Origin of the sequence: Myxococcus hansupus (assembly GCF_000280925.3) — a bacterium.
GTDB classification, from domain to species: domain Bacteria; phylum Myxococcota; class Myxococcia; order Myxococcales; family Myxococcaceae; genus Myxococcus; species Myxococcus hansupus.
The window spans coordinates 7,142,274-7,165,323 of the sequence record NZ_CP012109.1 but is presented as its reverse complement, the minus strand read 5'-3'; the positions used below and the strand labels follow the sequence as shown (position 1 = coordinate 7,165,323).

The window sequence follows — 23,050 nt, the reverse complement described above, 5'->3', positions numbered from 1 at the left end:
CTATGTCCCGACTCCTGCTCGTCTCGAATCGACTCCCTGTCACCGTCAAGGTGGAGAAGGACACCGTCTCCGTGGTCCGCAGCGCTGGAGGGCTGGCCACGGGCCTTCGCCGTCCGCACGAGCGCTCGGGTGGGCTGTGGATTGGCTGGCCCGGGGACGTCTCCCGTCTGTCTGAAAGCCAACGCGCGCGCGTGGATGAGCAGCTCGCCGAGCTGCGCTGTGTACCGCTCACGCTGTCCGCCAGCGAGGTGAGCCGCTACTACGAGGGCTACTCCAACCGCGTCCTGTGGCCGTTGTGTCACTACATGCTGGACCGCATCCCACGTCAGGACCGCGACTGGGAGGTGTACCGCAAGGTCAACGAGCGCTTCGCGGACCTGGTGGCGAAGCACTACCAGCCCGGTGACACCATCTGGGTGCATGACTACCAGTTGATGCTGGTGCCCGGGATGTTGCGCCAGCGCCTGCCGGGCGCGCGCATCGGCTACTTCCACCACATCCCGTTCCCCTCGTCGGAAATCTTCAGCACGCTGCCGCGCCGTCACGAGCTGCTGAAGGGCTTGCTGGGCGCGGACCTCATCGGCTTCCACACGGTGAGCTACGTGCGGCACTTCTCCGGCGCGCTGCTGCGGCAGCTCGGGCTGGACACGGACATCGACCGCATCATCTGGGAAGGGCGCGACGTGCGTGTGGCGGCCTTCCCCATGGGCATCGACGCGCAGGCGTTCGAGTCCCTGGCGGGCGACGCGGGCGCGGCGGCGGAGGTCGCCCAACTGCGCAAGTCCGCGGAGGGGCAGCGCATCCTCCTGGGCATCGACCGGCTGGACTACACCAAGGGCATTCCCCGGCGGCTGTTGGCCGTGCAGCGCGTGTTGGAGCGCACGCCCGCGTGGCGCGGAAGGCTGCGCTTCATCCAGGTGGCGGTGCCCAGCCGGACGCAGGTGGAGGCCTACGCCAACTACCGCGAGCTGGTGGACGAGCTGGTGGGCCGCATCAACGGCACCTACGGCACCGTGCACAACGTGCCCGTGCACTACCTCTACCGCTCGTTCAACGAGCGGCAGTTGGCGGCGCTGTACCGGGCCGCGGACGTGATGCTCGTCACGCCGGTGCGCGACGGCATGAACCTGGTGGCGAAGGAGTTCTGCGCGGCGCGGCCGGATGATGACGGCGTCCTGGTGCTCAGTGAGTTCGCGGGCGCCGCGGCGGAGCTGGGCGGTGCGCTCATCGTCAACCCCTACGACGTGGACAACATGGCGGACGCCATCGAGAAGGCGCTGGGGATGGCGGAGGAGGAGCGCGCCACCCGCATGCGCACCCTGCGCAAGCAGGTGAAGTCGCGCGACGTGCATTGGTGGACGTCGTCCTTCCTCGACCGGCTCCAGGGCCTGCCCCCGGTGTCGGAGCGCGCCGAAGCGGGCGCCCCGGAGGCGCTGGCGCGGATGAAGCAGGCGCCGCGCCTGCAACTGCTCCTCGACTACGACGGGACGCTGGTGGGCTACGCGCCCAGGCCCGAGCTGGCGGCGCCCGACGCCGAGCTGAAGGCCTTGCTGGCCAGGCTCGTGGCGAAGCCGGGTGTCTCGGTCAGCATCGTCAGTGGCCGGCCGAAGGAGACGCTGGAGGAGTGGCTGGGCGATTTGCGCGTCGGCCTCTACGCGGAGCACGGCCTCTGGTCTCGCCCCAAACCGGGCGACGACTGGCGGATGTTGGAGGGCGTGAACTTCGACTGGAAGGAGCGGGTGCGGCCGGAGCTGGAGGCTTTCTCCGCGCGGGTGCCGGGCTCCTTCGTGGAGGAGAAGACGGCGTCGCTGGCGTGGCACTACCGGCTGGTGGACGCGGAGTTCGGCGCGCTCCAGTCCCGGGAGCTGCGGCTGTACCTCGCGGAGAAGTTCGCGGGGCAGTCCATGGACATCCTGCCGGGGGACAAGGTGGTGGAGATTCGTCCCCAGGGCGTCCACAAGGGCCGCGTCGTGGGCGAGGCCACGCGGGGCGCGGCGCCCGGCTCGCTCGTGGTGGCCATGGGGGATGACCGCACGGACGAGGACCTCTTCGCGTGCATTCCGAAGGGAGGCCTCACCATCCACGCGGGCAACAAGCCCACGCGGGCGGCCTTCCGGGTGAAGGGGCCCGCCGAGGTCCGGGCGCTATTGGCGGGGGTGCTGGAATCGTAGCCGCCGGGGCCTCGCGCCCGCCATGACGGCGGCGGGCGCGGGCCTTCCAGACGACGACGTTACGGCGTCGAGGACGCGGTGCGGTTGGCCGCGTTCTGGATGAACACGCGGCGGCCGAAGGCGCGGTCCACCCGGCCGAGGAACTCACGGAACGCCGGGTAGTCGTCCGCGGACACGCGCGCGGTGGAGAGGGCCACCTCGCCCTCGGCCACCAGCTTGCCGCCCTCCAGCCGGTAGCTCAGCTTGATGTGGCCGAACTTCGTCGTCTCCTCCACCGCCTGCGGCAGCTCCGCCACCGTCCAGCCGGGAGGCAGCGCGTAGCGGAGGAGGAAGCCGTTGGTCCACGGGCTGGACATCACCAGGTCGAAGCGGCGCTCCGACAGCGAGGCGTAGGCCTGCTGGTAGGTGCGGCCCGTGCCGAAGGGCAGGAAGCGCATGCCGTTGGGGAGCACCTCCGAGTAGCGCGGGATGCTCATCTTGAAGTCCAGCGCCACCTGGTCATCCAGGCGGGTGGTGTCGCTCAGCTTCACCTCGTGCACCGTGAGGCCGGGGAAGCTCTGGGCCCACGCGCGCTCGAAGGTGGACTTGCGCGTGGCCTCGGGGCGGTAGGCGCGGCGGTAGTCGGGCGCGTGCTGGCCGCCCACGGTGCTGGCACCGGTGATGTCGGCGCCGCCGTCCGGGCGCAGCGCCACGTCCAGGGAGATGCGGGTGGCGTTGTCCTGCGCCTTCGCCTCCGGCGTGGTGAGGAAGGTGCTCTTGCCGTTGGGCTCCACCACCAGCACGTTGGCCACGCGGTCCGCGCTGGGCAGCTCGTTGGCGCCGTGGAACTCGGCGGTGCCGTCCAGGTACAGGTCGAACTTGGGCACGTAGGCGATGGCGTGGTTGAAGGCCGCGAGGCTCGCCGGCTCCTCGCCAATGGAGCCCAGGTTGCGCATGCGCAGCAGCACCAGCCGGCTCTCCACGCCCGCCACCTGGAGCATGGAGTGGATGAGGCTCGCCTTGTCCTTGCAGTCACCGAAGCGGCGCGCCAGCACGCGGTCCACGCGGTAGGGCTTGAAGCCGTGGATGCCGAACTCCAGCGCCACGTAGCGCGTGTTCGTCACCACGAAGTTGTAGATGGCGCGCACCACCGCCAGCTCGTCCTTGCGGTCCACGCCCTGGAGCACCTGGTCCACCGTCTGCCGCAGCTCCGCGTTGGGCTGGAGCTGGTCGCGAACCAGGCCCCACCAGTAGCGGCCCACCTGGTCCCACGTCTGGTACGTGGAGACGTGGAGGTTCTGCGCCACCTCGGCCCAGCCCGGCATGCCCGGCTCCGGCACCACCTTGGCGACGTGCTTCGCGTTCCAGCGGTACAGCACGCGGCCGCCGTCGAGCGTCTCCTGCGCGTTCTCCAGGCCCGTCAGCTTGCTCTTGTTCCAGTACAGGGGCCGCGCCTTCGGCATGTCCACCAGGTACTGGAAGCGCACCTTCGGGTAGACGCCCTGCACGCTCTCCACGTCACCCCAGTAGTCCGACAGGAGGTTGTCCTGCGCGGTGTCGTCCAGGCGGTACGTCAGCTCCAGCGTGTCGCCCGCGGCCAGCGAGGGGAAGGACAGAATCTTGGCGCGGGCGTCGTAGTACATGCCCGTCCACGGCTCGTTGATGTTGCGCTCGTTCTCCCCGTAGCTCTCCACCACGGAGCCGTCCGCCTTCACCACGCGGGCGCGCAGCACGCGCACCTCCTGGCGGTCCGGCGAGTAGGTGACGGGGATGGTGCGGAACGCATCCACGCCGCGCGAGTTGTAGACCTTGATGACGCGCTGGTGGATGCGGCTGGACAGGCCGCTCTGCTGCACGCGCACGTAGGTGTTCTCCACCAGGTAGAGCGCGTCCTCGTGGACGTAGGCCTCGGCCTCCTTGGCCAGCTCCCGGGCATCCACCAGGTACTGCATGCCGGCGCCCGTGCTCTCGCCCTTGAGGGTGCGCAGCGCTTCCTTCAGGCCCGGGTTCTGCGGACGCAGCACGAGCGAGCGCTCGAACGACGCCAGCGCCGACTCACGGCGGCCGGCGGCCAGCAGGGCGCGGCCTTCGCGCTCGTACACCTCGGGCTCGTCCGGCGACAGCGCGCGGGCCTCGGCGAAGAGGGTGACGGCGTCGTCCACCGCGCCGTTGCTGGCCTTCAGCTCGGCCAGCCGCACGCGGGAGCCATTGTCGAAGGGGTTGAGCGTCACCAACTGCGCGTACTCGCGCTGGGCGGACTCCACCTGACCGGCCTCCGCCAGCAGCGTGGCCAGCGTGTGGCGCATCCCGGTGTCGTCGAAGCGCAGGGCCAGCACCACGCGCATGCGGTCCATGGCCTCGCGGTTGCGGCCGAGCTGCCGGGACACCTGCGCCGCGGCGCGCACCGCGCGAGGCACGCGGGGCTGCAGGCGGAACGTCTCCTCCACCAGCGCGTGGGCCTTGGGTCGCTCACCGAGCGCTTCGTGCGCGCGCGCCAGCAGGAGCCGCGCGTTGACGTCGTCCGGCGTCTTCTCCAGCACGGGCGCCAGCAGGGGCAGCACGCGCTCGGGGTGGCCTCGGTCCATCTCGTGGTCCGCCAGCGCCACGCGGGCCTCCGACAGGGTGGGGTCGGCCGCGATGGCGGCTTCCAGGAAGCGGCGGCGCTCGTTCAGGTCATCGCGCTGCGTCTGCGCGGCGAGCAACTGGAGGCGGGCGTCCTTCGGTGCTTCCTCGGCGGCGAGCGCGGCCTCGGCGCTGGCGGTGTGCTCGCGCTCGTCATAGGTGCGGAAGAAGTTCAGCACGCGGGCGTAGTCGCCGCGCAGCGCGGCGTCCGCCGGGTTCTTCTCCACCAGGGCGCGCATGGCCGAGGTGAGCGTGGGCAGCGCCTGCGGCTGCGGCGCGATGCCCCGCTCCAGGGCGGGCGCCTTCGCCGGCAGCGCGGCGCGCACGTTGGTGGACTCCTGGCGCAGGTAGAAGCCCAGCGGGCCGGACTCCTGGCACACCTTCACCAGGACGCGGTTGAGGCCCTTGCGCAGCTTCACGGACACGCGCGTCTGGTCCGGGCGCGGCAGGTTGTAGCGGTCCTCCTTCGCGGCGAGCTGCCCGTTCACCCACAGGCGGAACGCGCCGGAGGTGCCCACGCCCAGCGACACGCGCGACTCCTGCGGCGCCTCCAGCCAGGTGACGGCGTAGGCCACGGCCTCGCGGTTGGGGCGGATGGCGGTGGCCAGGTCGATGTAGCCGTTCGCGGTGTTCGCCGTCAGCTTGCGCCAGGACGCGTTGCCCCCCTTGGCGGCGGGGTAGGTGGCGGACAGGTCCAGGTTGGCCGCCTCGGGGCCGAAGTCGGTGTCACAGCCGGCCTTGCCTTCGTTCTCGAAGCCGCCGGTGACGTAGTAGTCGCCCACGTAGCCCAGCCACTGCTTCACCTCGTTGGCGCGCACCAGCCGGCCCCGGGCGCGCTCGGTGTCCAGGAGCAGCATCTGCGCGGTGGCGCGGGTGTTCGGGTCCGAGCTGCGGCGGGACGCCACGTAGGCATAGGTGCTCAACAGGGGCGTGAGGTCCTCCACCTCGTCCACCAGCGCGTGCATTCGCAGCAGCAGGGCGGCGCTTCGAGGGGAGGAGGCCTGCTTCATCGCCTCGGCCGCGTAGGCGCGGGCGGTCTCATCCGCGGCCGGCTTCGCCTGCGCCCAGAGGGGGCAGGTGAGCACGAAGACTGCGGCCAGCACTGTGAAGCGGGACATCCGTTCTCCTGGGTGGGCGGCTACGGTGAGGGGCGCCAGCCCCGGGCGGGGGGCATCGACGCGGATGAACAGGCGAACCCTTCCGGGGCTTCCCCTGCATGTGGCCCCGGGTGCCGGACAGGCAACCGAAAACATCACGCAGGATACGATGAAGGCGGGGGTGTGGACAGGTGCGCGCTACTCCGAGACGGGCAGGATGACGCCGAAGTGTTCGACGAGCGCGCGCCGCCAGGCGGCCTCGTCCGGAAGGGGATGTTCGGTGCGCACCCCTCCCCGGGTGAGGACACACATGCCCTCCTTCACGGTGACGCGGCCTTCCGGTGTCAGCCGGGTGCACAGCCGGCGCTGGGTGAAGTGGGAGTCCGGGGACGTCTGGTGGTGGTGGCACATGCCCGCGAAGTCCGTGAGCTGGCGGGGCACGAGCGACAGGCTGTACTGCGCCTCCCAGCCCTCTGGCGTGGAGGCATCGCGCCAGAGGATGAGGCGGTCGCCTTCCGGGGCCAGCCGGTAGCCGCGTCCGGAGCGCACCTGGACGTCACGGCTGTCGAGGTCGAGCGGCTCGGTGAAGCCCTCCCCGAAGCCGACATCCGCCAGCCACCGGCCCCGCCCGTCCTCGACCTGGAGGGCGAGGTGGTCGAACTCGGGGCCGTAGGTGCCGCTGCCCGGTGAGGTGGCCACGCCCGCGGACAGCAGCGTCACCCGGTGCCCCAGCGCCGTCAGCAGGTGGGCGAAGAGGCCGTTGAGCTCGTAGCAGAACCCACCGCGCCGCTGGACGACGACCTTCTCGAAGAGGGCGTCGGTGTCGAGCCGGATGGGGCGCTCGAGGTGGATGTCGAGGTTCTCGAAGGGGACCGACTCCAGGTGGGCCCGGTGCAGCCTTCCGAGAGGCTGCTCCGCGCCCGCGCCGATTCGCTCCAGGTAGCGCGCGACGTCGAACATGGGTCGACTGTCTCACGCGCGGTGGGCCCTGTCAGACCTTGAAGTGGCGGATGGCGGTGGCGCCCGCCGCTTCCCCGGGGAGGACGCCCGCCGCCGCGGCCGCGGCCGCGCTCGTGGGGGCGCTTCGGGGCTCGAGTGCCCGGACGGTGGCCATGGCCGCCGCGGCATCCTCCGAGGCCCCCGAGGCACGCAGTTCGTTCGCGTCCGAAATGGCGACGGAGATGGGGTGGGCCATGCCCACGCTGAGGCTGTTGGCGGCCGTGTCGACCTGAACGGCGTTGATGCCCAGCGTCGCCGCGCTGGCCGCCGCCGCGACGGCCCGGTCATTGGCGGGGCCACCCGGCGCAATCTGGGTGACGGCCATGGCCGCGGCGACGGCCGCGCTCGCTTCCGCGGATGCGAACGCGAGCAGGGCGGTCTGTGCGCCGGTGCCGGCGGTGACCACGCCCAGCGCAATCGTTCCCGCCGCGGCGTTCGCGGCCACCGGAGGAACGCCCGCGGCCGCCGCGGCCGCCGCGTGGCATTCGGCGGAGGCGGCCACGGCGGGCAGGGCCAGCGCCGCCGCGGTGACCAGGGTGTCGGCCGCCGCCACCGCCGCGGCGGCCTCCGCGCTGGAGTTCAGGACGACGGCGGCCGCCACGGCGGTGTTGCCGACGGCGGGCACGGGGCCTGCGACCAGGGTGTTCGCGGCTGCCTCCGCGGCCACGGCGGCGCCTCCCACCGCGGCGGTGACGGCGGCGGTGGCCGCGGCGTAACAGACGGCGGCGTGTATGGGGATTGCGGGCGCCGCGCCCATGGTGGTCAGGATGACGGACGCGGCGGCCACTGCGGCGGCGGCCTTGGCCGAGGAGGCCGCGACCGCGGCGGGGACGTTGCCGGGGAGATAAGGGATGGGGAGGCCGCTGCCGGCGAGCGTGTCCGCGCAGACTTCCACGGCGCGCGTGGCGACCAGGGGGACGGTGGCCGCGGCGGCGGCGTGACAGACGCACGCGTCCGCCGGCGCGCCGGGCGTCAAGCCCGCCTGAGCCACGGCGAAGCGCGCCGAGACGACCGCGGCGATCGCCGGCCAACTGATTCCCGGTGTTCTCATGAGCAGGAAATAGTCCGGGGCGACCGCGGCCCCCGCTGCAAGGGTATTGGCCACGGTGTCCAGGTACGCGGGATTGGGAGCCCCCGCGACCATGGCGGAGATCGCGGCCACCCGGGCGGCGACGACCGCTGGCAGGTGCGCGTTCAAGGCGCAGGCGTAGGTGCCTCCGATGACCGCCGCCGCGAAGTGATCTGTGGGGAGTCCCGCGCTCGCGGCATTGGCGCCAGCGGCCGCGCTGAGGATGTGTCCGGGGACCTGCGCGGTGGCGGCGGCGATGGCGGCCCCGACAGGCTCTCCGCACGACACCGCCACGGCCGCCAGCAGCGCGGACAGGTCCGCGGCGGGCAGCCCCATCCCCAGCACTGTCTGGTGGGCCTCGGCGACGACGGCGGCGGCGGTGTTGGGCACCATCGGGCCCGCGAGCAGCATGGCTCCAGGCGAGAGGGGGGTCCCGTTGACGACGTTCACGCGCGCCATGCTCGCGGGCCACCAGGCTCTCAGGGTCGCCGTGGCCACGTTGATGCAAGCCGTCGTCGCGTGGGCCGCCTCGACCCCGGCGCTCGCCGCGGCGGCGAAGGGCACCGCGGTTCGGGCCGCGGTGGCGTACTGCACGGCGTAGTGCGCGGCTCTGACGGCGGGAAGACCTGCCCGGCCGAGCTGCGCGGCGGTGACCGCGGCCACCGCGGGGGCCACGGCCGCGGCCCCAGCGGGGACCACGCCCATGGCGGTGGCGACAGCGGTGGCCGGGGCGCCGCCGGCCGCGAGCGCTCGCGCCACGGCGACTTCCCTGCAGCCGTGGCAGGTCCGGGAGAGGGTGCCCGCGGCGGCGGAGACGGGACGCAACGGGCCTTCGTACATGAACGCCACCTCCCAGCCGAGCGCGAGGTGACCGCGAGGGCTGTTGTCGGGCTGGCTGCTCTGGTCCGCGTGGATGCTGGTGTTGCGCCGCACGTCCCATCCCCGCCGGCGGTACTTGTCGATGGCGAGGTGGGCGGGATGTCCCACGCCTTGGGAGGGATACCGGTGCGCGAAGGGTGGAACGGCCGCGGCTCCGCCCGTCTGGCTGCCGACGCCGTAGGAATAACCAATGCGATTGGCGGGGTCGTGGGGAAGTCCCGCGGCCGCGGCCGCGCCCGCCGCCTGTCCGTTCTGCGCCGCGCGCGCCGCCTCGACGACGGCCGCTACCGCATCGATTGGCGCCGCTGCGCCGAGGGCCGCGAGGGCGGCGGATATCTCGACCACCGCCAAGGGAAACTGCGCCAGTGTCTGACCGCGCGACACCATCGCGTCCAGGACGACCTCGAGCCAGATGGGAGCGGGCGCGAAGGCGTTGACGACGGCGGAGGCCGTGTTCAACGGGTCGATGGGCGCGCTCTGCGCGAGCCCCAGCGCGCCTTGCACCGCCGCGAGGGGCGGGTTGGGAATCGCGCCAACGGCGGTGACGAAAAAAGCGTGGGTCGCGGGCGGGAGGTTCGGGATGCCCGCCATGGCGATGGCTCCCGCGGCTCCCGGGGCGCCGGCGATGATTCCCACGCGGGCCGCGCGGCCAATGGCCGTGGCGGCCAAGGGGGAGACGGCGCCTCCCGCGGCGATGCTTCGCCGGATCGCCACTGCCGCGGCGACGGCCTGCCACACCGGCTGGGGTGCTCCCGGACGTGCGGCGACGTGAATTTGCTCCACCGCGCGCCGCGCGGAAGTCACGTGCACGGCGGGAGGGGGCGCCGCATTCGCCACGACGGCCGCCGTGGCGGCACGGACCACTTCCGGACCACCGGGGACGGCCGTCACGGGGCCCAGTCCGGGCACCATCGCGACGCCGCCAACCCCCAACGCGCCGGTGACCGCGCCCCATGCCAGGGCCGTCGCGCCCGCCAGCGCGCCCGGCAAGGCGCCTCCCCCGGCCACGGTGCCCACCTGCGTGAACTGCGCCTGCAACGTTCCGGGGGTGCCTGCTTCCAGGACGACCGCCGTCGCCGCGGCGATGCTCACATGGAGGGCCGCGGCGCCCAGGGCGGACGCGGTACCCGCGGCATGCACCGCCACCGCGGACAGACGCGCCAGGTTCGGGGGCAATGGCGCGGGGAGCGCGGCCGCCGCCGCGGCCGCCGTGGCGGTCCTCCGGATGTTGGAGAGGGGCAGGGCCGCGACCGCGTCATGCGCGGTCGCGGCCGCGCGAGTCGGCAGCGTATTGGGCGCCCACGGAATGTTGGCGGGGTTGAGCGGACTGCTGCCCACCTTGTTGGAGCCGTGGTGGGTCGCGGTGATGCTCACGACGACGGGCGGATGGGCGACGGTGGCGAATGGAAGCGCCACGGCTCCACCGGGGGGCAGGCCGCCCGGGGCGACGAAGGGCCGCCGCTGCGCGGGGATGTACAGGTAGTTGACGTCCCCGGTGAGGAGTACGAAGCGCTCGTTGGCGTGGTAGGGCGCTTCGCCTTGGAGCGTCTGCGGCAGTGCTGGCGCCACCGCGTTGCAGACGGCCACCGGATTGCTGACGCCCACGGCGCGAGCGACTTCTCCCTCCAGGGACAGACCGGGGACCGCGGGCAGCAGCGGGAAGACCTGCGTCCGCGCCACGGCCCTCACCGCAGCCCTCACCGATTCGGCGCCGCCCACCACGCCCGTGACGGCCCCGGCGCCCGCCACTGCGCCAATGGGGTCGGCGGGCAGGAGCAGGATGGCACCTTGGATGAGCGCCAGCGCCACGGCGGGAGCGCCGAGGAGCGGCAGCGGGGGACCTCCCGCTGCCGCCTGTCCAATGGCGGTGTAGGTCGCGAGCGCGGTTCCTGGCGCGCCGTTCGCCACCACGATGGCCGTGCCGGCGGCAGCCGCGAGCTGCGCGAGGTTTCCCCCGGCGAGCGCCGCCGCGTCCGCCGCCATTTCCGCGGCCCTCCCCAGGAGTGTCGCCGTGGCGGGTGCCAGCGCCGGTTGGGCCACGGCCACCGCCGCGATGATGAGCCGTTGCCGGGCGGTGAGCAGCGCGCCGGGCGCCCCCGGACCCACCGCCGCCTGGGCGGCGCCAGCCTGACGCCGGGCGAGGAGCGCCGCGGGATTGGGGTGGCCTCCACCGGGCTGCATCGCCGCGAGAAACGCGGGAAGGCCCGCGACCATGTTGGGGAGGTTCGGTCCGCCGAACGCCGCACCCACCCAGCCTGGCGGCGCGCCGCCCGCGATGGTGACGCGCCTGAGGCCGGCCGCGACAATCGCTGTGTTCGCGTCGTCCGCCGCTGGACCCGCTGCGACAGCCCCCACGCCCGCCGCGTCACGCACGCAGACGTACACGGAGAGCCCGGAGTTGTTACGCGGGTCCGAGCCCTTGGCGAGCGGGTTCTGGGTGTCGCGGTAGTTCCGTTCGACGAAGCCCCACGGAAACCGCATGTGACTGCCACCCGGGCGGTTCCAGGAACTCGGCGTGCCGCGAGGCTGCGCGGCCGTTCCAGGCCGGCCCGAGGCGGTCCAGATGGAGAACTCACCTCCGTCATGAACCACGCGCGCGACGGTGTCCCGGCACACCGCGGTCCCCATGTGTTGCTGGGGCGCGAGCCATCTGCACCGGAAGGACTCCGGATAGAAGCGCCCCAGGTCGCAATGGTCCATGTCCCAGTGGGACAGGATGATGAGGGGCCCGTTGCACATGCACAGGCCCACGCAGTGGCCCTGGGGAATGAGGGGGAAGGTGGACTGCTGTCCGTTGGCCGGGCTGCCGAAGTCGTAATAGACGATGGCGCGGCCCTGGTTGTCGTACAGCACGGAGCACGAGCCCTGGCCCACGTTGAACAACCCGACGAACGGCGCGAACGAGCGGTTCGGGTCCGCCGCATCCATCGGATTGGGCGCGCCGCTTCCCACGTAGGCGTGGGCGGTGGGCGGCGGGGCCAGCGGTCGTGCGCGGGGCGTGCGTGACGGGAAAGCCCCGCTTCCGCCCGAGGGCATCGGCGCGCCCGCGCCGGCGAGCGCGAGCCCCGGGGGCGGGGGCATCCAGTCGTCGAAGAACTCCACCACCTCCTCGGTGATGGCGCGCGCGTGTTGGGTCCACCGGCGGACGGCGGAGCGCATCCGCTCGACGAGCGCCGCGGTGGCCACGCGGGCCGTCACGGGAATGGGGAGGGGCGCGGCGGGAATGCCGAAGGGGTCCTTCAACGGGGGCTCTGGCGTGGGGCTTCGGCTCCCGCCACCGGGCCCCCCCGGACGTGGCGGCGGGGGCAGGGGCGTCTCGGGGAGGGGAAAGTGGAGGAGCTTGAGCGCGGCCTGCGTCAGCGCGCCGCCGGAGCTGTCCTCCACGAAGACGAAGCGCCGCATCCAACGTTCCACCGGCGGGGCATCCGTGTCCGGAGTGAAGCCCCGCACCACGTGGACGCCCGCGCGCCGCACCTGTCCGCCGCGCACGAAGTCGTCGTCGGGCCGGGTGCTCTCCGGCGCGGACTGGAGCTCCAGATGGAACCAGTCCGTTTCGTCCAGGTCATCGCGCAGCGGGTCTCCCGGTGCGAGCTCGAACTCGAACACGGACACCGGCGCGAAGTCCCTGCCCCCGTCGATGACTCGCCGCAGGAACCAGTAGTAGACGACATAGAAGATGTTGAGCTGCTCTTCCGTCAGGGCGTCTTGGACATCCTCGAAGCGCCGGCCGTTGATGACGGCATTGAAGAAGCTGAGGAAGTCGCCTGGGTTGAAGATCTTCTCCAGCTCGCTCCAGACCTTGTCCATCCAGTCCCGCTCGACGCACTCCAGACGTACGTAGAGCGTGTCAGCCGCCTCGCCCTCCACTTCCGTGACGAAGGCGTAGTAGCGGCCGGGGAACCGGATGTTGAGCGTGTTGATTTCACCGCCGCGCGCGACGTGCCCCACGCGGGGGCGCCGGGGCGCCGTTTCGGGAGACACGGTCTCAGGCACCGTGGGCCTCCCTCAGCTTGCTCCGCGTGGCGTCATCCACCGTGCCGGTGGGCATCAGTCCCGCTTCGGCTTGGAAGCCCGCGACGGCGGCGGCGAGGGCTTCCTCCGTGGCGTCCTCCTCCAGGAAGCCCAGGTTCACCAGCCGCGCTCGCAACCCTTCATCGGTGCTGACGGGCTGGAGCGTTCCCAGCGACAGCGTGTACTCCTCACCGCCAACTTCCAGCTTCGCCTCACGGGCCCCGGGAGGAATCCCGCAGTCGATGAGGCCCTGGTCGTTCGTCTCCCCTTCGTGGACGACCTGTCCGAGGGTGAGCCGGTAGGGCACACGGGTTCGGGGGGCGCCGTCCTCGTGCAGCCGCAGGCGGAATCGCTCGGGAATGCCCTTGAGCTTGAAGGTGTGGGTGCGTCCCGTCGCGCAGGGGACGTGCCGGACCTGCCTGTCCGGGAGCGCCACCACGTCACCCGGCTTGAGGACGTGCGGACTGGTCCGCTCCTGGCGAAGCGCTTCGTTTCCGGGCGCCTCCCAGACGTGTTGGGGGCTCAGCCCGTGGGCGTGGGCGATGCTGGAGACGCAGTCGCCTTCTTCAACGGTGTGGGTGCGGGCCATGGTGTGCCAAGGCACGGACCCATGCAGCGCATGTGCCGTGCGCGGCCGGCGGGATGCCCGGGCCGCGTCCGGCGAATGCCGCTGCGAACGCGTCACGGCGGAACGCAGGTGCGTCGCGCCGTGACGCGTCGGTGTTTCAGCGGGCCTTCTTGAGGAAGTCCCGGACGCTCTGCTCGTTCAGCCGGGCGGACGCGCCGCACAGGCGAATGGACTCCAGCGTGGTGGCGAGGGCGTGCGAGGCGTTGTCCAGCTTCGCGATGCGCGGCGTGAGGAAGGCCTCCACCTCGTTGGCGCTCTGCTCGCTGCACAGCGTGCCCGTCAGTCCGATGAGGGAGGCGACCTCGTCCGAGCGCATCCGGCTCGCCAGCGCGTCGAAGTGCTCCTGGTAGAACGCCCAGGCGAGCGCCCGGGTCTCCGCCTTGGTGAAGGCCCCCATGAGGATGGGGCGGGTGTCGCGCACGTCGAACTCCGAGCCCACCACCAGGGCCAGCGCCTCGCGCATCAGCGCCGGGTCGCGGAAGGCACCCAGTGTGCCGAAGACGCGCGAGCGCTCGGTCCGGTCCTCCGTCGCGCGCGCCCGCGCGAGCAGCGTGTCGAAGAAGGCCTTGTCGCCGTTGCGCGCCGCCACCGTGAGCGCGAGGGACACGGCTTCGGGGTGGACGGCCTTGCGGTCCGCCAGCCACGCCTTCACGAGCCGGTTCGCGTCACGAACCAACGCCGGGTCCTGGCCCTGCAGGGCGGCCAGCGCCAGCAGCCGCGGACGCGACGACTTCACCGTGTCGTCGTCGCCCGGCCGAGGCTCCCAGCCCAGGGCCTTGGCGCGCGGGCCGTACATCGTGGCCACCCAGGCGCGGAAGCGCGCCCGCTCGTCGGTGGACAGCCGCTCCTCGTCGACGGCGTACAGCAGCCGGGCGCCGCTCTGCACGATGAGGCGGTGGTCGTCCTTCGCGGTCGCGGCGACGTGGCGCAGGGCATCGCCGAGCGGCAGGTCACCCCGGTTCGCGGAGGCCTCCATGTCGGAGAGCAACATCATGCGCTCACGCACCGTCAGGGCGCCCTTCGGCGCGGCGGCCACGCGGTCGAGCTGCTCCCGCGTGTAGCCCGCGCGGTAGTAGCCCGTGCCGCCCGCGTTGAGCAGCACCCACGCGGGGCAGCTCTTGTTGGGGAGCGCCAGTTCGCCGGTGGCCTCGGTGAGCATCGTGCACGCGCGCTCGGACGTCTTGCCCGTGCCGGCGCGCACGCAGACGGGAACGGACCACGTCTGCGCCGCGCTCACGGTGGAGCCCGCGGGGACGTAGCGCTCCTGCTGGAGCTTCAGCTTCGCGGGCGAGCCCGGCTGGCACTGCAGCTCGGCGGTGATGCGCGGGGCGCCCGGCTGGTCGATGAAGCTGCGGAACGCGCGGGCGACCTCCGGCCCCGCCGCGGCGCTCAGCGTGCCCGCGAAGTCGTCCGCCGTCGTCGTGCCCCATTCGTTCTTGCGGATGTGGCCGCGCAGCAGGTCGCGCATGCGCTCCTCACCGAGCCAGGACTCGAACATGTCGATGATGGCCGAGCCCTTGGCGTACGTGGTGCCATTGTCGAACGCGCCCAGGACCTCGTCATGCGTGTTGGCCGGCTTGCGCACCGGCAGGGATGCGGCGAGCGAGTCCGTGTTCAGGGCGAACATCGCGGACTGGGTGTGCTGCTCCAGCGCGAACTCCCAGCTCGGGTCGAAAAGCTCCACCGTCTTGCGGTCCAGCCACGAGGTGAGCGACTCGTTGAGCCAGATGTCGTCCCACCAGTTGCAGGTGACGATGTTGCCGAACCAGTAGTGCCCCAGTTCGTGGTTGGCGATGTTCACGTACCAGCGGCGGCGCGCGAGCGTCTCCTCGCCGGGGCGGATGAGCGTCAGCGGCTGCCCGAGCGCCACGAGGCCCGGGTGCTCCATGGTGCCCCAGTAGCGAGGCACCACGGCCACGTCGAGCTTCTCGTAAGGGTACGTCATGTCGAAGTAGTCCTCGATGAGCGAGACGATGCGCGGCGTGACACTGGCCGCGTAGGCCGTCTCCGCGCCCCGGCCACGGGGCACGATGAAGCGCAGCGGCGCGGCGTTGCGGCCCGCGGTGCCCGCGTCCACGATGTCGAAGGGGCCCACCACGAACGCGACGAGGTAGCTGGGCATCGGCTTGCTCTCGGCGAACGTGACGCGCGCGAGGCCACCCTCCAGCTTCTCTCGCGAGACGATGGGGTGGTTGGCGAGCGCGACGTGCTCCTCCTTCGCGGTGATGCGCAGGGTCCACGGCACCTTGAAGCCCGGCTCGTCGAAGCAGGGGAAGGCGCGGCGCGCGTCGACGGGCTCGAAGAAGGTGTAGAGGTACGGCTCGCCGCCTTCCTCCACGGCGTAGAGGCCCTGGCTGCGCTCGCGGTCGACCTGTCCGTTGAAGCTGAGGTGGATGCGGGCCTTGCCGGGCGCGATGGCCTCGGGGAGCAGCAGGCCCAGGCGGCCCTCGCTGGCGGTGACGGGGCGCGCGTCCAGGGTGCGGCCGTTCGTCTCGACGCGGGCCTGGGTGATTTCCATGTCCTGGCCGTGCAGCCAGATTTGCCGCACGGACTCATGCACGTCCACGTCGATGGCGACGCTGCCCGAGAAGGTCGGCTCGGCGGGCAGGAGCTTCAGGTCCAGCGCATAGCGTGTGGGCTGGACCGACTTCGGCAGTCGCAGCTCGGGAGGCTGGGCCTCGGGCCACTCCGGGGCCGCGCTCACAGGCGCGGCGGGTGGCGCTTCGGGCGCATGGGCACAGCGGAGGACGGCGACCGCGACGAATATGGGGATGAGCGAGCGCATGGGGGGCGACGCTAACCCCAGTCAGCCCAAGAGCCAGAGTCTGGACGTATGGCCGGGTGCGCCATCTCCCGGCTCTTTCCGGCTTGGCTCAGCTCAGGGGGAAGACCCGCGTCGCGCTTGAAGTCTTCCCTGGGGGACCGGCGGGGGCAACGGTTGTGGACGGTCAGTGGCGCCCCGTTCGTGGTTCTCCAGGATCCGCGCTGAAGGTGCTCGGTGTATGCCAGCGCGTCGGTTCCTCTGGCACTTCCTTGAAGGTGAGAGCTCGTGGGTGAAACGTATTACGCCGGTGGGTATTGGGGACCTCGCGAGGAGCCGCCGGAAGCATGTGCTCAACGATTGGCGAGCTTCCTGAAGGGGCTCGCTGTCACCGATTCATCCTTCGCGCAGTGGTACGAAACGGCGAAGTCGCCCAAAGCGTCCTTGAGCCGCCCACTTCGGCCCGATCAGGACGCGCTGACTCGGTGGGTCCAGAAGAACAAAGACCCTGTGTTCGACGAGCTTGGGTTCAGCATTGGCGGATGGAACGGCGCGCCCACCGCACAGGATGACTGTGGCTTTCTAATCCGGTGTGGGAGCTACGACTCGCGGACAAACAACCGGTGCGTGTTCAGCTTGCCGGGTCGGGGGGCGAACGCAGACCGTGTTTTGAATGCATCCGTGTTGTCGAACACGCTGCGAGTAACGGCCGTCGCGTGGGAGCCTGATTGGGGCGTGGCCATGTCGCACGAACACCGGGACATGGCCGAGGCCCAGCGCACCCCGAAATCACCCTACGTAGGCTGGGTGACGTACCTCGCACGGCATCGAGGCACGGTACCGCCGCTGCCCGCTCCGGTTCGAGTCGAGCCTGTGGAGGACAAGGGCACCCTCATCATCCTCACGCCCGAGCGATTCACCGCTGGCAACCCGGAGCATGTGTCGCTCGCTGAGCGGGTGCGGGTGTTGCTGGGCCAAGCCGGGCTCTTGGAGCCGCTCCAAGCCCAACCGTAGGCTCCAGGCTGAGTTGGAGCTGGTTCGCGCCTGCCGGACATCGTGCGCTGGGTGTCGGCTGCTCACTCAAGGGTGAACGCCCGCGCCAGGCTCAGCATCTCCACCTGCGTGGCCCCCGCTTCGCGCAGCGCGGAGGCCGCCGCGCGAGCGGTGGCGCCCGTGGTGAACACGTCATCCACGAGCAACACGTGTTGCCCCGCGACACGCGAGGACGCGGTGAATGCGCCCGCGACATTGTTGGCCCGCTCCGCCTCGCTCAGCCCCACCTGCCGCTGTGTCTCGCGCTGACGCGTGAGCAGCCCCACGGGCGCTTTCCGTCCCGTCGCCCGCGCCAGCGCGCCCGCCAGCAACTGGGCCTGGTCGTACTTGCGCGTGTGATAGCGCCGCTTGTGCAAGGGCAGGGCGACCACCAGCGCGGGGGCCTGCGCCAGGAATCCGCGCGCCTCGTCCGCGAGCAGCTCCGCCAGCGGGCCCGCGAGGTTCGGGTGGTCCTCGTATTTGAATCGGTGGATGGCGCGCGCCACGGGCCCCTCGTGCGCGAAGGGCGCCCAGGCGCGGCTGAACGGTGGCGGCGAGGCCCGGCACCGGGGACAGGCATCCCCAGGAAACGCGCCGGGCTCCGCGCAGGTGCGGCAGCACACGGGAGGCAGCCGCTCCAGCGCGGTGTCACAGGCCTCGCAGAAGAAGCCCTCCGAGCCCGGCAGCACCTTCGTGCAGGCGAGACAGGAAGGGGGATACAGCAGGTCCAACAGCGCCTTCAGCACCGGCCGCGTCCCCCGACGTTCACGGCAGCAGACCCTGCCGGTTCATCTCCTTCGACTGCGGCAGCCCCATCACCTTGCACAGCGTGGGCGCGATGTCCGCGAGGATGCCCGGGCGCAGCTTCTGGCCGCGGAAGTCCGGGTGGATGAGGTGGAAGGGCACCGGGTTGAGCGTGTGCGCGGTGTGCGGCTCGCCCGTCTCGAAGTCCACCATCTGCTCGCAGTTGCCATGGTCCGCGGAGATGGCCAGCACCCATCCGTTGCGCTCACACGCCTTGCCGAGGATGCCCAGGCATTCGTCCACGGCCCTCACGGCCTTCATCGCCGCGTCCAGCCGGCCGCTGTGGCCCACCATGTCCGGGTTGGCGAAGTTCACCAGCGCGAAGTCGTACTTCCCGGAGTCGAGCCGCCGCACCAGCTCCGCCGTCACCTCGTACGCGGACATCTCCGGCTTCAAGTCGTACGTCTTCACGTCGCGCGGGCTGGGCACCAGGTGTCGGTCCTCGCCCGCGTAGACGACCTCGCGGCCGCCGTTGAAGAAGAACGTGACGTGCGCGTACTTCTCCGTCTCCGCCGTGCGGAACTGGCGCAGCCCCTGGCGCGACAGCAGCTCCGGGAAGATGTCCTGCGGCTGGTCCGGCTCGAAGAGGGAGGGCAGCTTGAACGTCTCGTCGAACTGGGTCATGCACACGTAGCGGCCCAGCCGCAGCCCGCCCCGGTCGAACTCCTTGAACTCCGGGAACGCGAGCGCCTGCGTCAGCTCCCGCGCCCGGTCCGCGCGGAAGTTGAAGAAGAGCACCGCGTCGCCGTCCTGGATGCGGCCCACCGGCGTGCCGTCACGGCCGGCCAGCACCGTGGGCTTCACGAACTCGTCGGTGACCTTCTCCGCGTAGGATGCGCGGATGGCGCTCAGCGCGTCCGGTGCCTTGGGGCCCTGGCCGAACACCATCGCGTCGTAGGCCTGCTTCACGCGGTCCCAGCGCTTGTCTCGGTCCATGGCGTAGAAGCGCCCGCTCACGGTGGCGATGCGGCCCGTCTGCGTCTCGTGAAGGAAGCGCTCCAATTCCTCCACGTAGCCCAGCGCGCTCTGCGGCGGCGTGTCACGTCCGTCCAGGAACGCATGCACATAGACGTGGGCCACGTTGCGCTCGCGCGCCGCCTTGAGCAGCGCGAACAGGTGGTCCATGGACGAGTGGACCCCGCCGGGCGACACCAGCCCCAGCAGGTGCAGCGCCTTGCCGTCCGCCTTCACACCGTCCAGTGCGGCGCGGAGCACGGGGTTCTGCGCCAGCTCACCTGACTCCGCGGCGCGATTGATGCGCACCAGGTCCTGGTAGACGATTCGCCCCGCGCCGATGTTGGTGTGGCCCACCTCGGAGTTGCCCATCTGCCCCTCGGGCAGGCCCACGGCCAGGCCCGCCGTCTGCAACTCGGTGAAGGGGTAGGGGGCGGCCAGCTTGTCCAGGTGCGGCGTGCCGGCCTGGAGAATGGCGTTGTTGTCACGCTCCTGGCGGATACCCCAACCATCCAGGATGCAGAGCAGGACCTTGTGCGCGGGCGTCATGCTCCGAACCCTAACCATGCAGGCGCCAGACGGGAGAGGACAAAAAGCGGGAGCGCTTATTGGTACTCGCGGAAGGTGTCGCGGGGGACGAAACCCAGCCGGGAGTAGACGCCCTGTCCCTGCGCCGAGGCCTGGAGCGTGGCTGTCCGGTAGCCTGCCTCCCGGGCGTCCAGCAGAGGCGCCAACGTGAGCGCCGAGCCGATGCCCCTCCGCCGCGCGTGACGCAGGGTGGCCACCGAGTAGAGTCCCGCGACGCCCTGCGCCATATGGCACTCACTGGCGGAGACCGGCTCGCCATCCAGGTAGCCCACGAAGAAGCGGATGGGGCTGTCCGGCGCGAGCGCGGCGTGCGCCGTCCGTGCGTAGAACTCCACCACGTCCGCGTCGGAGGGTTCCCAGTTCGCGGCGACGACGTGGGCGAAGTCCGCCAGGGTGCGTTCATCCTCCGCGCGCCGAATGCTCAGTCCGGGCGGCAGCGTGAGCGCCGGCAACCGCGACAGGTCCATGGACATGCCCAGCTCCTGTTCGGCGTTCACCAGTCCGTGAGCGGATAGGCGCGCGTCCAGGTCCTCGGGCAGGGCGTCCGGCCCTGCCCACCACGCGAAGGGGAAGGACTTGTCCCGGAAGTGCGAGACGGCGGCGGCGATGCGCGCATCCGCTTCCTCACGGGCGAGCCGGGCGCGACAGACGACGTTGAAGGTGTTGCAGGGCAGGCCCGAGTCGACGAGCAGCAGCCCGGGAGTATCCTGGACGATGGCGCCCGGGAGCCGCCGCGCCAGGTACGTCATGTGCTCCACCTGGTTGGCTTCCATGGCGGACCGCACGAGCGGCGAGTCGGGGTCGAGAGGCATCCGCATGCGTGAACCCTACTCCTGCCGCGCGCGCGTCTTGTACGTGAGCACGGGCGCCAGGGTCGCCACCACGCGCACCAGTCCAGCCTCCACCAGGTCCGTCACCACGCGGTCGATGGGCTTGTACGCGGGCGGCGCCTCCTCGAAGAGCAGGTCCCGGTCCTCGCACACCACGTGGCTCTTGAATGAGGTCCGGGTGAGCGCCTCCGCCGTGAATCGCTCGCGCATCCGGTCCCGGGCGGCGCTGCGCGTCCACTTGCGGCCCGCGCCATGCGCCAGGCTGTGCGCGCTGACGAGTCCCTCGCCCGTGGGAACCACCAGGTAGCTGAGCGCGCCCCGGCTGCCGGGAATCACCACCGGCCCTTCGTCGGACGGCGCCGCGCCCTTGCGGTGCAGCCACTGCGTCCGCGCCGCGTCACGCCGAGGGGTGACGCTGTTGTGGCACACGTCCAGGACACGCTGTCCCGTGGCGCCGATGCCGTCCAGCATCCTCCGCGCCACCAGCGCGCGGTTGGCGCGTCCCCAGGCCACCGCGTGGTCATGCCGCGCGAGGTAGGCCTCCGCTTCCGGGGAGTCGTCCGCGAGTCCGCCCGCCGCGTGGCGGTCGACGTGGGCCCGGAGAATCGCCTCGCCCAGGCCTCTCGAGCCGGAGTGGGCCAGGAGGAGCAACCGCTCCGCCGACAAGCCCAGCGCGGCGAAGGCCGGTGCGTCGTGAACCGCGTCCACCCGCTGCAACTCCGCGAAGTGGTTGCCGCCGCCCACCGTGCCCAGCGCGGCCTCGAAACCCGAGGACTTCACGCCGTGCTCCTGGAGAAAGCCTTCCGTGTCGCCCGCCCACGGGCCTTCCAGGTCCAACTTGCCTGCCCAGCGCTCCGGCTTGGCCTTGCGCGCCAGCAGGTCCACGTTCCACAGGCCCATGCCACAGCCGATGTCACTGCCCACCAGGTAGGGATAGAAGAAGCCCTCCGACAGGAATGCCGCGCCCACCGGAGCGCCCTTGCCAGGGTGGAGGTCGGGGAGTCCCACCGCCAGCGTCATGCCGGGGAGGCGCGCCATGGCCTCCAACTGACGGACGGCCTCGCCTTCCACCCAGGATTGGGCCGAGGCAATGACACGCACGCTCGCGGGCGGCGCGGAGGGAGAGAGGGGTTCAGTCGAGGCTTCGGTCCGCATGCGCCGGTGGACGGCACCCGCGCGCCACGCCTGACGGTGGCGCCGGGCACCCTGGCCCGGTCGCCTACTTGTGGTACGGCTCGCCCTTGAGGATGGTGAACGCGCGGTAGAGCTGTTCGATGAGCACCACGCGCGCCAGCCGGTGGGGCAGCGTCATCTTCGACAGGGACAGCGTGAGGTTCGCAGCATCCCGCACGCGCGCGTCCAGGCCCTCGTCACCGCCAATGACGAACAGCAAGTCCTTGGCGCCCGTCTGCGCCTTGCCCACGTAGCGGCTCAGCTCGGGGGAGTCGAGCAGCGAGCCGCGCTCGTCCAGGGCCACCAGCCAGTCCTGCGGCTTGCGCTTCGCGAGAATCGCGTCGGCTTCGGCGGCCTTCGCGTCCCCGGGCTTGAGGCGCTTGCCGCTGGCCTCGGCCATCTCCACCAGCTCGAAGCGGGTGTAGTGGCCCAGGCGCCGGGCGTACTCCTGGACCGCGGGCTCGTACAAGCCCGAGCGGTCCTTGCCGATGGAGAGGAGCCGGACCTTCACTTCAGGCCAGCTTCTCCCGCGACGCGTCGGCCCAGAGGCCCTCGAGGTCGTAGTGCGCGCGCAGGTCCGCGAGGAACAGGTGCGCCACCACTTCGCCGTAGTCGAGCAGCACCCACTGGCCCGTCTCGAAGCCCTCGGTGCCGATGGGACGCTGGGGCTCGTCGCCCGTCTTGAGCTGCACCTGGACGTTCTCCGCCATGGCGCTCACCTGGCGGTCGCTCTCGCCGGAGGCGATGACGAAGTAGTCCGCGTAGGACGTCATCCCGCGCACGTCGAGGATGACGACGTCCAGCGCCTTCTTGTCCACCAGCAGGTTGCCGATGCGCTGGGCCAGCGCCTTGGCGGCCGGGTTCTCCGCGGGGCCCGCCTTCTGGGCAGGGGCGACTGGGAGTTTCGCCTTCTTCTTCTTCGCGGGTGCCTTCGAAGGCGCCTTCTTCCCCGAGGCCTTCTTGGCGACGGGGGCCTTCTTCTTCGCGGGCGTCCTGCCCGACACAGTCTTCTTCCGGGCCGCCGGGGCCCGGGTGGTGGTCTTTTTCGCGGTCGTCTTCTTCTTCGTGGCCATGTGCGGCGCACCCTACCGCACCCTTGGCAACACGGAAGCGGTCCTCTATCTCCTGGTGTCCATGAGCGACGCCCGGCTGGAACAGTTCAAGAAGATGGTGGCGGACTTTCCCGACTCCCCCATGAGCCATTTCTCCCTCGGGAAGCTGTACCTGGAGCGGCGGCAGTACGCCGAAGCGGCGGCGGCCCTGGAGTCCGCCGTCCGGCTGGATTCCACCTATGCGGCCGCCATGGTGGCCCTGGGGGACGCCTGGGCGGGGGCCGGGGAGGCCGCCAAGGCCCGCGAGGTGCTGGTCCGTGCCCGGGAGCACGCACTGTCCCAGGGGCACCCGGGGCTCGCCGAGGAAATCGACGAGCGCATCGCGGACCTGGAGTAGCCCC

14 protein-coding genes are annotated in these 23,050 nt (G+C 71.4%); 3 read left to right on the top strand and 11 right to left on the bottom strand.

Features of this window, described 5'->3' with window-relative positions:
- The first annotated feature begins 2 nt into the window (after window positions 1-2).
- On the top strand, window positions 3-2,171 hold the full coding sequence (locus A176_RS27940) for a bifunctional alpha,alpha-trehalose-phosphate synthase (UDP-forming)/trehalose-phosphatase (RefSeq protein WP_044889336.1): 2,169 nt from the start codon (window positions 3-5) through the stop codon (window positions 2,169-2,171).
- Between the two features lie 59 nt (window positions 2,172-2,230).
- Here the strand turns inward: A176_RS27940 and A176_RS27935 are convergent, their stop codons facing one another.
- The 5 genes from A176_RS27935 to A176_RS27915 form a co-directional block, all read right to left on the bottom strand.
- Window positions 2,231-5,890: a DUF3857 domain-containing protein gene (locus tag A176_RS27935; RefSeq protein WP_002635263.1), complete on the bottom strand. Its 3,660-nt coding sequence runs from the start codon at window positions 5,888-5,890 to the stop codon at window positions 2,231-2,233.
- Between the two features lie 177 nt (window positions 5,891-6,067).
- Complete coding sequence (locus tag A176_RS27930) at window positions 6,068-6,829, bottom strand: arylamine N-acetyltransferase family protein (RefSeq protein WP_002635265.1); 762 nt, start codon at window positions 6,827-6,829, stop codon at window positions 6,068-6,070.
- Between the two features lie 31 nt (window positions 6,830-6,860).
- The gene (locus tag A176_RS27925) at window positions 6,861-12,809 is read right to left on the bottom strand and encodes a hypothetical protein (protein WP_021781011.1); all 5,949 of its coding nucleotides are present in this window, start codon (window positions 12,807-12,809) and stop codon (window positions 6,861-6,863) included.
- Window positions 12,802-13,416: a PGRP and LysM peptidoglycan-binding domain-containing protein gene (locus A176_RS27920; protein ID WP_002635269.1), complete on the bottom strand. Its 615-nt coding sequence runs from the start codon at window positions 13,414-13,416 to the stop codon at window positions 12,802-12,804. Before A176_RS27920 ends, A176_RS27925 begins: the two co-directional genes overlap by 8 nt.
- A 136-nt stretch (window positions 13,417-13,552) precedes the next feature.
- The gene (locus tag A176_RS27915; protein WP_002635271.1) at window positions 13,553-16,240 is read right to left on the bottom strand and encodes a M1 family metallopeptidase; all 2,688 of its coding nucleotides are present in this window, start codon (window positions 16,238-16,240) and stop codon (window positions 13,553-13,555) included.
- 264 nt (window positions 16,241-16,504) lie between these two features.
- Here A176_RS27915 and A176_RS41100 point away from each other — a divergent pair, with 264 nt between their 5' ends.
- Window positions 16,505-17,230: an Imm52 family immunity protein gene (locus A176_RS41100; protein ID WP_044889337.1), complete on the top strand. Its 726-nt coding sequence runs from the start codon at window positions 16,505-16,507 to the stop codon at window positions 17,228-17,230.
- A 62-nt stretch (window positions 17,231-17,292) separates the two neighbouring features.
- Here the strand turns inward: A176_RS41100 and A176_RS39420 are convergent, their stop codons facing one another.
- From A176_RS39420 to rsfS, 6 genes are all read right to left on the bottom strand, one after another.
- On the bottom strand, window positions 17,293-17,994 hold the full coding sequence (locus A176_RS39420; protein ID WP_002635275.1) for a ComF family protein: 702 nt from the start codon (window positions 17,992-17,994) through the stop codon (window positions 17,293-17,295).
- A gap of 19 nt (window positions 17,995-18,013) precedes the next feature.
- Window positions 18,014-19,555 carry a 2,3-bisphosphoglycerate-independent phosphoglycerate mutase gene (gpmI, locus tag A176_RS27905; protein ID WP_002635276.1) on the bottom strand — a complete coding sequence of 514 codons (1,542 nt, stop codon included), beginning with the start codon at window positions 19,553-19,555 and terminating at the stop codon, window positions 18,014-18,016.
- Window positions 19,556-19,611: 56 nt separating this feature from the next.
- The gene (locus tag A176_RS27900) at window positions 19,612-20,412 is read right to left on the bottom strand and encodes a GNAT family N-acetyltransferase (RefSeq protein WP_002635278.1); all 801 of its coding nucleotides are present in this window, start codon (window positions 20,410-20,412) and stop codon (window positions 19,612-19,614) included.
- A 9-nt stretch (window positions 20,413-20,421) separates the two neighbouring features.
- Window positions 20,422-21,579 (bottom strand): RNA ligase RtcB family protein, encoded by a 1,158-nt coding sequence (locus tag A176_RS27895; protein WP_002635280.1) that lies wholly within the window; start codon window positions 21,577-21,579, stop codon window positions 20,422-20,424.
- Between the two features lie 64 nt (window positions 21,580-21,643).
- Entirely contained in the window at window positions 21,644-22,108 is a 465-nt protein-coding gene (locus A176_RS27890) for a 23S rRNA (pseudouridine(1915)-N(3))-methyltransferase RlmH (protein ID WP_002635282.1), read from the bottom strand.
- A 1-nt stretch (window position 22,109) separates the two neighbouring features.
- Window positions 22,110-22,670 (bottom strand): ribosome silencing factor, encoded by a 561-nt coding sequence (gene rsfS, locus A176_RS39415; protein ID WP_193409808.1) that lies wholly within the window; start codon window positions 22,668-22,670, stop codon window positions 22,110-22,112.
- Here rsfS and A176_RS27880 point away from each other — a divergent pair.
- On the top strand, window positions 22,669-23,046 hold the full coding sequence (locus A176_RS27880; RefSeq protein WP_193409807.1) for a tetratricopeptide repeat protein: 378 nt from the start codon (window positions 22,669-22,671) through the stop codon (window positions 23,044-23,046). The genes rsfS and A176_RS27880 overlap by 2 nt on opposite strands.
- The last annotated feature ends 4 nt before the right edge of the window (window positions 23,047-23,050 follow it).

Bases quoted from the DNA above. Each gene is read 5' to 3' on its own strand.
- A176_RS27940 (WP_044889336.1), top strand. From the start codon at position 3: ATGTCCCGACTCCTGCTCGTCTCGAATCGACTCCCTGTCACCGTCAAG.
- A176_RS27935 (WP_002635263.1), bottom strand. From the start codon at position 5,890: ATGTCCCGCTTCACAGTGCTGGCCGCAGTCTTCGTGCTCACCTGCCCC.
- A176_RS27930 (WP_002635265.1), bottom strand. From the start codon at position 6,829: ATGTTCGACGTCGCGCGCTACCTGGAGCGAATCGGCGCGGGCGCGGAG.
- A176_RS27920 (WP_002635269.1), bottom strand. From the start codon at position 13,416: ATGGCCCGCACCCACACCGTTGAAGAAGGCGACTGCGTCTCCAGCATC.
- A176_RS27915 (WP_002635271.1), bottom strand. From the start codon at position 16,240: ATGCGCTCGCTCATCCCCATATTCGTCGCGGTCGCCGTCCTCCGCTGT.
- gpmI (WP_002635276.1), bottom strand. From the start codon at position 19,555: ATGACGCCCGCGCACAAGGTCCTGCTCTGCATCCTGGATGGTTGGGGT.
- A176_RS27900 (WP_002635278.1), bottom strand. From the start codon at position 20,412: ATGCGGATGCCTCTCGACCCCGACTCGCCGCTCGTGCGGTCCGCCATG.
- A176_RS27895 (WP_002635280.1), bottom strand. From the start codon at position 21,579: ATGCGGACCGAAGCCTCGACTGAACCCCTCTCTCCCTCCGCGCCGCCC.
- A176_RS27880 (WP_193409807.1), top strand. From the start codon at position 22,669: ATGTGCGGCGCACCCTACCGCACCCTTGGCAACACGGAAGCGGTCCTC.
- rsfS (WP_193409808.1), bottom strand. From the start codon at position 22,670: ATGGCCACGAAGAAGAAGACGACCGCGAAAAAGACCACCACCCGGGCC.